This is a genomic window from uncultured Granulicatella sp., assembly GCF_938030755.1.
Classification (GTDB): domain Bacteria; phylum Bacillota; class Bacilli; order Lactobacillales; family Aerococcaceae; genus Granulicatella.
Genome location: NZ_CALHIF010000079.1, coordinates 21,747 through 37,555, shown reverse-complemented (window position 1 = coordinate 37,555; position 15,809 = coordinate 21,747). Strand labels below are relative to the sequence as shown.

The 15,809-nt window shown below is 39.4% G+C and carries 10 protein-coding genes; 8 read left to right on the top strand and 2 right to left on the bottom strand.

What is annotated here, in order from left to right; translation table 11 throughout:
* On the bottom strand, positions 1-685 hold a 685-nt coding region (locus tag Q0594_RS08230; RefSeq protein ID WP_298731150.1), incomplete at its 3' end, for a helix-turn-helix domain-containing protein.
* Between the two features lie 175 nt (positions 686-860).
* On the bottom strand, positions 861-1,718 hold the full coding sequence (locus tag Q0594_RS08225; RefSeq protein WP_049555828.1) for a DUF368 domain-containing protein: 858 nt from the start codon (positions 1,716-1,718) through the stop codon (positions 861-863).
* A 195-nt stretch (positions 1,719-1,913) separates the two neighbouring features.
* Between Q0594_RS08225 and Q0594_RS08220 the strand changes: the two genes are divergently transcribed.
* From Q0594_RS08220 to rpoC, 8 genes are all read left to right on the top strand, one after another.
* A complete protein-coding gene (locus Q0594_RS08220) occupies positions 1,914-2,789 on the top strand; it encodes a DegV family protein (RefSeq protein WP_070445944.1) in 876 nt (291 codons plus the stop codon).
* A gap of 49 nt (positions 2,790-2,838) precedes the next feature.
* Positions 2,839-3,384: a TetR/AcrR family transcriptional regulator C-terminal domain-containing protein gene (locus tag Q0594_RS08215; protein ID WP_298731146.1), complete on the top strand. Its 546-nt coding sequence runs from the start codon at positions 2,839-2,841 to the stop codon at positions 3,382-3,384.
* Between the two features lie 136 nt (positions 3,385-3,520).
* Complete coding sequence (locus tag Q0594_RS08210) at positions 3,521-5,293, top strand: oleate hydratase (RefSeq protein ID WP_298731144.1); 1,773 nt, start codon at positions 3,521-3,523, stop codon at positions 5,291-5,293.
* Positions 5,294-5,356: 63 nt separating this feature from the next.
* On the top strand, positions 5,357-6,454 hold the full coding sequence (locus tag Q0594_RS08205) for a competence protein CoiA family protein (protein WP_298731142.1): 1,098 nt from the start codon (positions 5,357-5,359) through the stop codon (positions 6,452-6,454).
* Positions 6,455-6,658: 204 nt separating this feature from the next.
* Positions 6,659-7,432, top strand: coding sequence for a uridine phosphorylase (gene udp / locus Q0594_RS08200; RefSeq protein WP_298731141.1), 774 nt, complete (start codon positions 6,659-6,661; stop codon positions 7,430-7,432).
* Between the two features lie 14 nt (positions 7,433-7,446).
* Positions 7,447-8,118, top strand: coding sequence for a deoxyribose-phosphate aldolase (gene deoC, locus Q0594_RS08195; RefSeq protein ID WP_298731139.1), 672 nt, complete (start codon positions 7,447-7,449; stop codon positions 8,116-8,118).
* 299 nt (positions 8,119-8,417) lie between these two features.
* Positions 8,418-12,059, top strand: a complete 3,642-nt coding sequence (gene rpoB / locus Q0594_RS08190) for a DNA-directed RNA polymerase subunit beta (RefSeq protein WP_298731137.1) — start codon at positions 8,418-8,420, stop codon at positions 12,057-12,059.
* A gap of 51 nt (positions 12,060-12,110) precedes the next feature.
* Complete coding sequence (gene rpoC / locus Q0594_RS08185; protein ID WP_298731135.1) at positions 12,111-15,755, top strand: DNA-directed RNA polymerase subunit beta'; 3,645 nt, start codon at positions 12,111-12,113, stop codon at positions 15,753-15,755.
* Positions 15,756-15,809: the final 54 nt, after the last annotated feature.

Genomic DNA, 15,809 nt, shown 5'->3' with positions numbered 1-15,809 from the left:
TGGCAAACATCAACTCGCTTTCCACTTCTTGTAATTTTTTTAGTGCGGCATTTTCGGTTTCTAAATATTCGTTTCGCGCCTTTAATATTGCCATTTCTGCACGAATACGCTCAGTTTCTGTCTGTATATTTTCTGGTTTTCGTTTCCCTCGACTGTCTATTAATCCATCAGGACCATATTTTTGATATTTTTTTACCCATTGATACACCAAGTTGTAAGAAACGTTATATTTCTGTGCAGTTTGTTTATAGTTTAATTGATTTTGAATACAGTCTTTGACGATAAGGATTCTTTCTTCGTGCGTTGTTTTTCTATATTTCATAGTGTACACCTCTGGATTAGGATCGTAGGCCTTCGTGGCCTCACCATTAGTATACTTAATAATCCAATTTCGTACAGTTCTAGCAGAAGGAATTTTGTATTTTCTTGCAATTGCTCTTAAATAGGTTTTCGATTCTAAAAACTCTTTAACCACCTTTTCTTTAAATTCCTTTGTATAAGTGTTAAACCCGTCTCGATTTTCTAATGCAGAAGGTCCATATGCTTTATAGTTCAAAAAATACATATTAAATGCTCCAGGTGAAATCTTTAAACCATATTCACTACGCAGCTCACGAAAAGGCACACCATCTAAATACAATTCTATGAATCGTTCTAATTCTTTTGCAGTATGTTTCTTAGCCAATCTAAAAAATACCCCCTCTAAAGTAGTTTACTTTTTTTAGTGTCTACTTTAGAGGGAGCATATCACGTAACTTATATGTTACATTTTGCTTTTTTAAGTAGAAGAGGAAATTAACAGAACGGTTAATTTGAGACATAAAAAAACAGCCTTGCGAGAAGCAAAGCTGTTTGAAATGTTATTTATAAGTGTCTTCAAGTTTCGCCATAAATGCACCTAACCATGTTCCAAATCCTAACATAACAACGCAGGCAAGGTATTGAACGATGTCAAATCCAGCGTAGTTTGTTGGGATGATCATTACAGTTGAAGCAAGCACGATTCCGAAAATGAAGTGGAATAATTGTGGATAAGCTTTCTTAAAGATGTAGTGTACAAGTTTTGAGAAGAGAGCTAATGTTACAAGTCCACCTAATGCGATTGGAAGAATCACACTCATATCTAATGTTTTGAAACCATCTGACATTTGTTTGTACATCCCCATATATACGATGAAGTTTGATGGGCTAAGTCCAGGAACGATAATTCCAAGAGCGATTAATCCACCGGCAATCATCCAAGTGAAGAAGTTAGCTTCAACGCTACCGCCAATTGCATTTTCACCTAAGTAAAGGAGTAAGCATCCGCCGACAAATGAAGCAATCAGAATGATAATATCGCGTGTTGAGCGACCTTCTTTTCCAGCTTCTTTCCAAAGAGCAGGGATTGTTCCTACGATACATCCGATGAAGAACCACAGGATGATTGTTTCAAAGTTTCCAAGTAAGTAACTTACGCCAAATGATAAGACAACGATACCTGCTAGAGCACCGATTCCGACTGGTAAGAAGAATAATACGTTCTTCTTGAAGTCTTTTGTCACGTTTGCGAGGAAAGCAATCATGCGTTCATAAAGTCCAAAGATAGCAGCAAGTGCACCACCGCTGACACCAGGGAGGATAAATCCTGAACCGATGAACATTCCTTTGAAGAATCGTAAAAACCAGTCATTTTTCTTTTGTTTATCTAATTGATGTTGCGTTGATCTTTGTTCCATAATACCTCCAAAAAAATTACTATGTCTTCTATTATACTGCAATTTGATGGATGAGCAAGTATTGTTAAGCTTCTTTTAGAAAACTTACCATTCATTGCGTAGGTATTTATTTTTTGTTATACTTGAATGTAGGAGTTTTGAAGTTTTTTTGACTTTAAAGTTCACTTAATTTCAAATGTGAAAGGAGTTGGATAGATGAAAATTGCTGTCGTTACAGATAGTACAGCTTATTTAACGAAAGAAGAATTAGCCAAGCTAAATGTATATGTGATGCCGTTGTCTGTTATTTTTGGACAAGAGACGTATCGTGAAGATATAGATATTTCATCTGAAGAATTTTATGCAAAAGTAAAATCTTCTTCAATCTTTCCAACGAGTACACAACCACCAGTAGGAGAAACTTACGAATTATTCCGCGAACTTGCAAAAGATTATGATGCTATTATTCCTATTACTATTTCTAGCGGAATTAGTGGGACTTATCAAACTTGTGTGGCTGTGGCCGATGACATGAAAGATGAAGTGCCGATTTATCCAATTGATTCAGGGATTAGTTGTGCACCTCAAGCAAGAGCTGTAAAATTAGCAGCGGTAATGGCAAAATCTGGAGAGTATTCTCCTTCAGAAATTGTAGAAACTGTTCAACGATTAGTTGATCGTACGACAGCCTACTTTATCGTTGATGATTTAAGCAATTTACAACGCGGTGGACGTTTATCTGCAGGGGCTGCATTAGTGGGTTCTATGTTGAAAATTAAGCCAATCTTGACATTTGTCGATAAAAAAATTGTTCCATTTGAAAAGATTCGCACGCAACAAAAAGCGATGAAACGTATCGAACAATTATTTGCAGATGAAACAGGAACAACGGACGGAGATGGCTATGAATTAGTCATTATTCATGCAAATGCTCCAGAAGCTGGTGAAGCTTGGAGACAAAAAATGCAAGAACAATATCCTAAGTTACGAACATCATTGGCCTATTTTGGTCCAGTTGTTGGAACTCACCTTGGTGAAGGGGCTTTAGGCTTTTCATGGGATATCGTACAAGAAAAGAATTTAGAGAAATAAAGAGTGGGGGGAAACCCGCTCTTTTTCTTCATGAAACAGAGGGATACAAATGACACTTGTTGTGAAAAAGATGTTAGCCAATACGCTCAAAGAACTAATGAATGAAAAGCCGTTGACGAAGATTACTGTACAGGATTTAACGAAGAAATGCGGGATTAGTCGTCAAACGTTTTATAATCATTTCCATGATATTTATGAATTGGTCGAATGGATTTATTTAAATGAAGCGCATATCACGCTAGGTGAGAATATTTCTTATGAAAATTGGCAAGACGCCCTGGAGGCACTATTCCAATATATGGATGACAATCGCAACTTTGTCCTTAACACGTATAGGTCTGTCAGCAAAGAGAACGTAGAGCGGCTCTTGCAACGGGAAGTAGAAAGATTCTTAACCGATTTAATTTTCAATGAAATTAATGTTAGTGGAGCAGAAGCTGAGCAGGTACAATTTTCGATTGAGTTTTATACGTATGCGCTCGTTGGTGTAGGGCTTGATTGGATTAGCCGTCAAATGCCTGGCACTGCCAAAGAGCTCGTTGAAAAAATTGAGCAAGTCATGATTGGAACGATTGTGGCTCGGATTTCCCAGTAAAAACTTTACAATGCTATCCCAGTGTCCAAAGTTTGGACATTGGGATTTTTTTGTCTATGGTGCTTTTTGTAAAACGGGAGTAGAGTAAGGATTGTAAAGAACAACACCTGATTTTCAGGAACTAGGAGGAATTACTATGTATCATTCAAACGGAAATTACGAAGCATTTGCTCGCCCTAAAAAACCACAAGGAGTTGACCAAAAATCAGCTTACTTAGTTGGTTCAGGGCTTGCATCCTTATCAGCAGCGGCTTTCTTAGTAAGAGATGGCCAAATGAAAGGAGAAAACATCCATATTTTAGAAGAACTTCCACTTGCAGGAGGAAGCTTAGACGGAATCTTAAATCCAACACGAGGATTTATTATTCGTGGTGGACGTGAAATGGAAGATCACTTCGAATGTTTATGGGATTTGTTCAGATCAATCCCGTCACTAGAAGTCGAAGAGGCATCTGTGTTAGATGAGTTCTACTGGCTTAATAAGGAAGACCCTAACTTTTCACATTGTCGTGTGATTGAAAATAAAGGGCAACGTATTCCAGACGATGGCCAATTCACTTTAAGCGATAAATCAAGTGAAGAAATGGTGAAATTATATATGACATCCGAATCTGAATTGCAAGGGTTAAAAATCACCGATGTATTCAGTGAAGAGTTCTTCGAATCAAACTTCTGGACATACTGGGCTAGTATGTTTGCATTCGAAAAATGGCATTCAGCGATTGAAATGCGACGTTACATCTTACGTTTCATTCACCATATCGATGGTCTGCCTGACTTATCTGCATTGAAATTTACTAAATACAATCAATATGAATCACTCGTTTTACCACTTGTGAACTACTTGAAAAAACATAATGTTCAATTCGAATACGATACAGTTGTTAAAAATGTGATTGTTGAACATGTTGGAAGCGACATAATTGCTAAAGAACTTGTGTTAGAAGTAGGTGGCGTTTTAGAAACACGCAATTTAACAGAAAATGATTTAGTGTTCGTGACAAACGGTAGTATTACTGCTGCAACAACATATGGGGACAACAATACTCCAGCTCCAATTTCAAAAGAATTAGGTGGAGCATGGAGCCTATGGAAAAACTTAGCGAAACAAGATGAACGTTTTGGACATCCTGAAGTATTCTGTGAAAACTTGCCAGACCAAAGCTGGTTCGTTTCAGCTACAACAACTGTAAAAGACAAACGTATCGCTGAATACATCCAAAAAATCTCAAAACGTGATCCTTATGCTGGAAAAGTGGTGACAGGAGGAATCGTAACCGTTCGCGACTCTAACTGGATGATGAGCTACACATTGAACCGTCAACCACATTTCAAAGCCCAAAGTAAAGATGAATTAGTCGTATGGATTTACGGATTATATTCAGGAATTGAAGGAAATTACGTGAAAAAACCAATCGAAGAATGTACAGGGATTGAAATAGCCGAAGAATGGTTATATCACATGGGTGTTCCAGAAGAATTGATTCATGAATTCGCTAGCCAAGGATGTAATACAGTTCCTTGCTACATGCCTTATATCACAAGCTACTTCATGGCTCGTAAAGATGGAGACCGCCCACTCGTTGTTCCAAGTGGTTCTAAGAACATTGCCTTCATTGGTAACTTCGCCGAAACCCCTCGCGATACAGTGTTCACAACAGAATATTCTGTACGTACAGCGATGGAAGCAGTGTATACATTGCTTGATGTCGATCGTGGTGTACCAGAAGTATTTGCTTCAGCTTATGATTTACGTGTTCTTGCCAAATCAACAAATCGCTTGATGGATGGTAAGAAATTAGCTGATGTGAAAGTTCCGTTCTTAGTAAAATTATTTGAAAAACGTGCTGCAAAGAAAATCAAAAGTACGATGATTGAAGAACTTCTCAAAGACTCAAACTTAATTTAATGAGTGAAACCTCTCTAAGTCTCTTAGAGAGGTTTTTTCGTATTTTTTGTTGAGGTGATAGATATGAATATCGTTAGAACCAAAACAGGTGAATTAATTCATTCCACACAAATTAAAGAAGATGAAGTCTATTTTTGCCCGGAATGCGGAGAGAAAGTAACGAAGAAGATTTCTCGAAATGGCGTCGTGTTCTTTGCGCACATTCCAAAGAAACATAGACAGGAGGAAACGCAAGCACATCAGGAAGGGAAGCGTTTTTTATTTGAAAGTTTGAAACAACATGGGTTCCATGTAGAGCTAGAGCCATACATTTCCTCTGTAGTTCAAATTCCTGATATTATCGTAACGGAAGACAATAACGCTTGGTGCATCGAGTATCAATGTAGCGTAATATCGCCTAACGATATCATAGAGCGTACTGAACATTTAGGTGAGATTGGAATGCCCGTCCACTGGATTTTAGGGAAAGATTATGAGGAGCAGCATAAATTGACAGACACCTTTTGTTATTTAATGAAATACCACCCTCAATTAGGTAATTATTTGATTTTCTTTGTGAAAGGGGAGGTGATTTTTCATACGCAAATTAAGATAAAAGCTCGCTCTCAGCAGATGACATATCAAATAGTTCGGGTACCGCTCTTATCGTTCTCGTGGAAAAAATGGAAGAAGTTTGTCGATGATTCTGTTCCTTTAAAAGCACACTTAAAACCCGATGGAGAGATGAAATGGACTGCAAGGGATACAATGCTTTTTAAGAAATTAGCGTCTCCACTCACGAGGGCGTTTCTCGTAAAGTTATACAGATCCCGTCAAACTATAGAAGACCTTCCAAATTCTTTCTTAACGTTCCCAATTTATACCGAGGCATTTAAGGTGCCTAATCTTGTTTGGAAGGGGTATGCTTGGATATTATTGGAACAAATGGCTTTTGTTGGGGATGTTGAAATGTTGGATTTTATGAAAAGAGTGAAAGAACTTTGGAGACCACTCTTGCGTCCCGTCCCCAATCCAGAAAGTCAGATGGAAGCTTGCGTTTGGGAGTTCGTAGACGAGTTATTGGCGGATAAAAAAATAAAAATTGCGTATCCAAAATCAAAAATGAACCGTTTGCAAAACAAGGGTAATTTTGGTAAAATATTGGTGAGTGTAGAGGGATGAAGAGGCAAATAGAGATAATTATGGTAACTGTATATCCAATTATTTAATCCTTTCAACTATACTTGCAAAAGGCATCTATAGGCATAATTATTTGATGAAGATTTGTCATCATCCTCCTATCTGGGGCTATGGAAAAACCATGGCCCCTTCCTAGTTTGCTAGGGGAATATTGAGGCACACAAGGTGCAGGGAAGGAAGGTATTCATGAAATATTCAGAAGAGGGATTACAATATCATATCCATACACGTAAAGGGGATGTAGGTCGCTATGTGATTTTACCAGGGGATCCCAAACGCTGTGCTAAAATTGCGGAACACTTTGATAATGCGCAGTTAGTAGCGGATAACCGTGAATATGTTACGTATACAGGATATTTAGACGGAGAGAAAGTAAGTGTGACATCCACAGGGATTGGTGGACCGTCTGCTGCAATCGCGCTTGAAGAATTAGTACGCAGTGGCGCAGATACATTTGTGCGTGTTGGGACATGTGGAGGAATTGATATCGATGTTAAGGGTGGAGACATCGTGATTGCGACAGGTGCGATTCGTACAGAAGGGACAACACGAGAGTATGCTCCGATTGAATTCCCAGCGATTGCAAACTACGATGTTGTAACAGCACTGATTAATGCGGGTAAAAGCTTAGGCTACACAACACATGCAGGGGTCGTGCAATGTAAAGATTCATTCTATGGACAGCACGAACCACAAGTGATGCCAGTTAGCTATGACTTGCAAAACAAGTGGGAAGCTTGGAAACGTTTAGGAGTAAAAGCTTCTGAAATGGAATCAGCAGCATTATTCGTTGTAGCGAGCCATTTAGGCGTTCGCGTTGGATCTACTTTCTTAGTAGTAGGAAACCAAGAAAGAGAAGCGGCAGGGTTATCAAATCCAATTGTACATGATACAGAAGCAGCCATTAAAGTTGCTGTCGAAGCCCTTCGTAATTTAATTAAAGAAGACCGTGCAAAATAAGAAAGAGGGATTATATGGAAATCAAAGAAATTTTGAAAACAGTCGACCATACATTACTATTGCCAGCATCTACTTGGACTGAAATCAAAGAAATTTTGGATGATGCGATGAAGTACGAAACAGCTTCAGCATGTATCCCAGCTTCTTTTGTCAAACGTGCCAGCGAATATGTGAATGGAAAATTAGCCATCTGTACTGTTATTGGATTCCCGAACGGCTATAGCACAACAGCAACCAAAGTCTTCGAAACCAAAGATGCCATCCAAAACGGAGCCAGCGAAATCGATATGGTCATCAATATCGGAGACGTGAAAGATGGACGCTTTGATGTTGTAGAAGATGAAATTCGTCAAATTCATGAAGCCTGTAGCGGTCATATCTTAAAAGTGATTATCGAAACTGCGCTTCTTACAGAAGAAGAAATCATCAAGATGTGTGAAGTTGTGACAAAAGCGGGTGCGGAATTCATTAAGACTTCAACAGGATTTTCAACGGCAGGTGCGACATTTGAACACGTGGCGCTAATGAAGAAACACGTTGGTGAAGGCGTTCTTGTAAAGGCTGCTGGAGGAATTTCTAGCATTGAAGATGCCGAAAAATTCATCGAATTAGGAGCAAGTCGTCTTGGAACAAGTCGGATTGTGAAAATCGTGAAGAATCAATCAGTCGAAGAGGGCACTTATTAGTCCGAAAAAACCAGAAAAAATCTAACTTTCCCAAGTGTCGTCAACCTTGACGATGCTTGGGATTTTGTGTATAATAATATAACGCAATAAGTGTGGATTTTAATCGGTGTGAGGGTTGAAATATTGTCCAATTCCTTACAAATAAAGGCTTAAAACAAAAGAATTTGCATTTTTCACAAATGACCGCAAACAATTCTTTTGGTTTTTTTTTGTTTAAAAATCGACCGAGATCTTCATTTGTTACGAACTTTTAATAAATGTCATTAAAATGTAACATTTATCAATACTAATTATTAGGGGTGGAAGAGTTGGCACATCATGATGTGAAATACGGTAGACACCGTGTGCGTAGAAGTTATGCACGAATCAGTGAAGTATTAGAATTACCTAATCTGATTGAAATCCAAACAGATTCTTACCAATGGTTCTTGGATGAAGGAATCCGTGAAATGTTCAAGGATATTTCTCCTATTGAAGACCATACTGGTAATTTATCATTGGAATTCTTAGATTATGAATTACATGCTCCAAAATATAATTTACAAGAAGCTAGAAATCACGACGCAAATTACGCAGCTCCAATTTACGTAAAAATGCGTTTAGTAAACAAAGAAACTGGCGAAGTGAAAGACCAAGAAGTATTCTTTGGTGACTTCCCATTAATGACTGAAATGGGTACATTTATCATTAATGGTGCAGAACGTGTAATTGTATCACAATTAGTACGTTCACCAGGTGCTTATTTCCATGACAGACCTGACAAAAACGGTAAGCAATTATATGGTTCAACATTAATTCCAAACCGTGGTGCATGGTTAGAATATGAAACAGATTCAAAAGACATTTCTTATGTGCGTATCGACCGTACTCGTAAAATCCCATTAACGGTATTAGTTCGTGCGTTAGGTTTCGGTTCAGATGAGCTTATCCAAGAAATCTTTGGGGATAGCGAAACATTACGTTTAACTCTAGATAAAGATGTTCATAAACGTATGGATGAATCTCGTACAGAAGAAGCCCTAAAAGACATTTACGATCGCCTACGTCCGGGTGAACCAAAAACAGCTGAAAGTTCGCGTAACTTATTAACAGCTCGTTTCTTTGACCCACGCCGCTATGATTTAGCAGCAGTTGGACGCTATAAAGTCAATAAAAAATTAAACCTAAAAAATCGTTTATTACACCAAACAATTGCTGAGAACTTAGTAGATCCTGAAACAGGAGAAATCGTTGTTGAAAAAGGAACAGTTCTTGAACGCGATGTAATGGAAAAAGTAGTAGAAGTGCTTGAAAAAGGTGCGAACCTATTCACTTTATATCCATCAGAAGACGGAGTAATTAAAGAGCCAGTAACGATTCAAACAGTAGAAGTTTACTCGCCAGTTGACCCAGAACGTGTGATTAAAGTCATTGGTAACGGAAACGTGACTGAAGACGTGAAACACGTGACTGCAAGTGACATTATTGCAACAATCAGCTACTTCTTAAACCTTTACGAAGGAATCGGAACAACAGACGACATCGACCACCTAGGAAATCGTCGTATCCGTTCAGTAGGAGAATTATTACAAAACCAATTCCGTATTGGTTTATCTCGTATGGAACGTGTGGTTCGTGAACGTATGTCTATTCAAGACACTGCAACAGTAACACCACAACAATTAGTGAACATTCGTCCAGTCGTTGCGGCTATTAAAGAGTTCTTCGGATCTTCTCAATTGTCACAATTCATGGACCAAACAAACCCATTAGGAGAGTTAACACACAAACGCCGTCTATCAGCGTTAGGACCTGGTGGTTTGACTCGTGACCGTGCCGGATATGAAGTTCGTGACGTTCACTATTCTCACTATGGCCGTATGTGTCCTATCGAAACTCCTGAAGGACCAAACATTGGATTGATCAACAGCTTATCAACTTATGCGAAGATTAACAAATATGGTTTCATCGAAACTCCATACCGTCGTGTAGACTGGAACACTCATAAAGTTACAGATAAAATCGACTACTTAACAGCTGACGAAGAAGATAGCTTCGTAGTAGCGCAAGCAAACTCTCCATTAAATGAAGACGGAAGCTTCGTGAATGATGTTGTTATGGCGCGTTACGTATCTGAAAACTTAGAAGTACCAGTAGAACGCGTTGACTATATGGACGTTTCTCCTAAACAAGTAGTTGCAGTTGCGACAGCATGTATTCCGTTCTTAGAAAACGACGACTCAAACCGTGCGTTGATGGGTGCGAACATGCAACGTCAAGCTGTTCCATTGTTAAATCCAAAAGCACCATTTATCGGTACAGGTATGGAATACGTATCTGCGCATGACTCAGGGGTGGCCTTGTTATGTAAACGTGATGGTGTAGTCGAATTCGTTGATGCTAAAGAAGTACGTGTACGTACAGCTGATGGCTCATTAGATACTTACTACATCACTAAGTTCCACGGATCAAATGCGGGTATGTGTTACAACCAACGTCCAATCGTGGCACAAGGGGATAAAGTCGTTAAAGGCGAAATTCTAGCAGACGGACCTTCTATGGAAAAAGGTGAATTAGCATTAGGACAAAACGTTCTAGTAGCGTTCATGACTTGGGAAGGTTACAACTATGAGGATGCGGTTATCATGAGTGAACGTCTAGTGAAAGACGATGTGTATACTTCAATCCACATTGACGACTACGATTCAGAAGCTCGTGATACAAAGCTTGGACCTGAAGAAATTACTCGTGAGATTCCAAACGTTGGGGAAGACGCATTGAAGAACCTTGACGCAGACGGAATTATCCGTATCGGTGCCGAAGTTAAAGATGGTGACATCTTAGTCGGTAAAGTAACTCCTAAAGGATTAACAGAACAATCACCAGAAGAACGTTTATTACACGCAATCTTCGGTGAAAAAGCTCGTGAAGTTCGTGACATGTCTCTACGTGTACCTCATGGCGGTGGCGGTATTGTCCGCGATGTACGTGTGTTCACACGTGCAGCAGGTGATGAATTAGCACCTGGCGTAAACAAATTAGTTCGTGTATATATTGTACAAAAACGTAAAATCAATGAAGGGGATAAGATGGCCGGACGTCACGGTAATAAAGGGGTTGTTTCCCGTATTATGCCGGAAGAAGATATGCCATTCTTACCAGATGGAACACCAGTTGACATCATGTTAAACCCATTAGGGGTACCTTCACGTATGAACATCGGACAAGTGTTAGAGTTACACTTAGGGATGGCTGCTCGTGAATTAGGTATTTACATCGCAACACCAGTATTCGACGGTGCGCAAGATGAAGACGTATGGGGAACTGTTGCAGAAGCGGGTATGGCTCGTGATGCGAAAACAATTCTATATGATGGACGTACAGGGGAACCATTCGATAACCGTGTGTCAGTAGGGGTTATGTACATGATTAAACTTGCTCACATGGTTGACGACAAACTTCACGCTCGTTCAATTGGACCATACTCACTCGTTACACAACAACCTCTTGGAGGTAAAGCGCAATTTGGTGGACAACGTTTTGGGGAAATGGAAGTATGGGCACTGGAAGCTTATGGTGCTGCTTATACATTACAAGAAATCTTGACGTACAAATCAGATGACGTTGTTGGTCGTGTGAAGACTTACGAATCAATCGTTAAAGGTCAACAAATTTCACGTCCAGGTGTACCTGAATCATTCCGCGTATTAGTAAAAGAATTACAAGCTTTAGGTCTTGATATGAAAGTACTGGATGCACAGGATGAAGAAATCAAACTAGAAGATATGGACGAAGACGAAGGAATTCGTTTCAGTGACGTTGAAAGAACAAACGAAAGACGTGCGCAATTAGATGAATATTCAGACCGTGCAGCTGAATTATCAGCAGCAGAAGAAGAAACTTCATCTGAAGACGTTGAAGTAGACGTTGTTGAAGATGATTTTGAAATTGACGAAGAGTAATAGAACTATTGGAATCGTAGGGCAATTCCAAAAGAAAGGGAGGTAGGCCCCTTGATAGATGTAAATAATTTTGAAAGTATGCAGATTGGTTTGGCGTCACCGGAGAAAATCCGTGAATGGTCACATGGTGAAGTTACAAAACCTGAAACAATCAACTACCGTACTTTAAAACCAGAACGCGATGGTTTATTCTGTGAGAAAATCTTTGGACCAACAAAAGACTTAGAATGTTCTTGTGGAAAATTAAAGAAAATTAATAATAAAGGCAAAGTCTGCGATCGTTGTGGTGTTGAAGTTACGCGCTCAAAAGTTCGTCGTGAACGTATGGGACACATCGAATTAGCAGCTCCAGTATCACATGTATGGTACTTCAAAGGCATTCCAAGCCGCATGGGACTTGTGTTAGACATGAGTCCACGTGCATTGGAAGAAGTCATTTATTTTGCAAGCTACGTTGTTATTGACGCTGGCGACACAACATTAATGAACAAACAATTATTAACAGAACGTGAATACCGTGAAAAACGTGCTGAATTTGGAACTCGTTTCCATGCAGCAATGGGTGCGGAAGCCGTTCAAGAATTGTTAAATAAAGTTGACTTAGAGGCTGAAATCGCTGAATTAAAAGAAGAATTGAAAACAGCTCAAGGTCAAAAACGTACTCGTGCAATTCGTCGTTTAGATATTTTAGATGCCTTCAAAGAATCAGGAAACAAACCTGGTTGGATGGTCATGGATGTTATTCCAGTTATCCCACCAGATTTACGTCCAATGGTTCAATTAGAAGGTGGACGTTTTGCAACAAGTGACTTAAACGATTTATACCGTCGTGTGATTAACCGTAATAACCGTCTAAAACGTTTATTAGAATTAAATGCACCTCGTATCATCGTTCAAAATGAAAAACGTATGTTACAAGAAGCTGTGGATGCTTTAATCGATAATGGTCGTCGTGGCCGTCCAGTTACTGGACCAGGTAACCGTCCATTGAAATCATTAAGTCACATGCTTAAAGGTAAACAAGGTCGTTTCCGTCAAAACCTACTTGGTAAACGTGTAGACTACTCTGGACGTTCAGTAATCGTAGTAGGACCAAACTTGAAGATGTACCAATGTGGTCTTCCAAAAGAAATGGCGATTGAATTATTCAAACCTTTCGTAATGAAAGAATTAGTTGAACGTGAAATCGCTGGAAACATTAAGAGCGCTAAACGTAAAATTGAACGTTTAGATGATGATATTTGGGGAATCCTTGAAGAAGTGATTCGTGAGCACCCAGTTCTATTGAACCGTGCACCGACACTTCACAGACTAGGGATTCAAGCTTTTGAACCAACTCTAGTAGAAGGTCGTGCTATCCGCCTTCACCCATTAGTGTGTGAAGCCTACAATGCCGACTTCGACGGAGACCAAATGGCGGTTCACGTGCCACTGTCTCAAGAAGCTCAATCTGAAGCTCGCTTACTAATGTTAGCTGCTCAAAACATCCTAAACCCTAAAGATGGTAAACCAGTTGTTACTCCATCTCAAGACATGGTTTTAGGGAACTATTACTTAACAATGGAACAAGAAGGCCGTGTTGGTGAAGGGATGTTCTTCAAAGACATGGACGAAGCAGTATTGGCTTATAACAATGGTTATGTACATTTACACAGCCGTATTGCAGTTCCAGCAAGCTCACTTGCTCATAAACCATTTACTGATTGGCAAAAAGAGAGAATGATGGTAACGACTGTTGGTAAATTATTATTCAACGAAATCATGCCAAACGAATTCCCTTACTTAAATGAACCAACAATGGATAATTTAGAAGTAGCTACACCAGATAAATACTTCTTAGAGCCAGGAGCAAACATTAAAGAAGAAATTGCTAAACGAGAAATCGTTTCGCCATTTAAGAAGAAAAACTTAGGCCAAATCATCGCGGAAGTGTTCAAACGATTCCATATCACTGAAACTTCAATGATGTTAGACCGTATGAAAGACTTAGGTTATAAATTCTCAACTCGTGCTGGTTTAACAGTAGGGATTGCAGATATTTCAGTTGCAGATAACAAGAAAGAAATTCTTGAAGATGCACATAAACAAGTCGACAACATCTCTAAATTATTCCGTCGTGGTTTAATTACAGATGATGAACGTTATGAACGTGTTATTGAAACATGGAACAAAGCGAAAGATGATATCCAAAAAGCGTTAATTCGCACATTAGGTTCTCGTAACCCAATCTTCATGATGAGTGACTCTGGAGCCCGTGGTAACATCTCTAACTTTACTCAGCTTGCTGGTATGCGTGGGTTGATGGCCGCTCCTAACGGTAAGATCATGGAATTACCGGTTACATCAAACTTCCGTGAAGGGTTAACCGTTATGGAAATGTTCCTATCTACTCACGGTGCTCGTAAAGGGATGACCGATACGGCCTTGAAGACAGCCGATTCAGGTTACTTAACTCGTCGTTTAGTAGACGTTGCGCAAGATGTGATTATTCGTGAAACAGACTGCGGAAGCGATCGTGGTTTAACAATTACTGCGATTAAAGAAGGAAATGAAATCATTGAAACACTTGAAGAACGTATGTTAGGACGTTACGCACAACGTTCAGTGAAACATCCTGAAACAGGTGAAGTGTTAGTAGCACGCAATGAAATCATTACTGAAGATATTGCTCGTAAGATTATCGAAGCTGGAATCGAAGAAATTACCATTCGTTCAGCGTTCACATGTGATACAAAACATGGGGTATGTAAATACTGTTATGGACGTAACTTAGCTACAGGTTCAGAAGTTGAAGTGGGGGAAGCAGTTGGTACAATTGCTGCTCAATCCATCGGGGAACCTGGTACACAGTTAACAATGCGTACGTTCCATACCGGTGGGGTTGCCGGAGACGATATTACCCAAGGTTTACCTCGTATCCAAGAAATCTTCGAAGCGCGTAATCCAAAAGGGGTTGCGACAATCAGTGAAGTAGCGGGTGAAGTAGTTTCTATCGAAGAAAATGCTGGAAGTCGTACAAAAGAAATTACGATTAAAGGCTCTACAGATACTCGTTCTTACACAGTTCCATTTACAGCTCGTCTAAAAGTGGAAGAAGGACAAATCATCGATCGTGGTGCTCCATTAACGGAAGGTTCTATCGATCCTAAAGAATTATTACGTGTTCGTGATGTATTATCCGTTGAAAACTACTTATTACGTGAAGTACAAAAAGTATACCGTATGCAAGGGGTAGAAATCGGAGATAAACACGTTGAAGTAATGGTTCGTCAAATGTTACGTAAAGTTCGCGTAATGGATCCAGGTTCAACAGAAATCCTTCCAGGAACATTATTAGACATTGCAGACTTTACAGAACGTAACCGCTCTGCAATCATGAACGGTGAAGTACCTGCGACAGCTCGTCCTGTATTATTAGGTATTACAAAAGCTTCATTAGAAACAAACAGCTTCTTGTCTGCTGCATCATTCCAAGAAACAACTCGTGTCTTGACAGATGCTTCTATCCGCGGCAAGAAAGACCACTTACTCGGATTGAAGGAAAATGTTATCATCGGTAAGATCATCCCTGCTGGTACAGGTATGGCTCGTTACCGCAATATGGAAACAAGTACTTCAGAACCAGTATTACCAGTGGAACAAACGGAAGTTCTTGTTGGTGAGCTAACACCTTCTGAAGAAGACACAAATGAATAATCTGTGAATTCAAGCACCCTATTGATGGTTTCAATAGGGTGTTTTTTCTTCAAT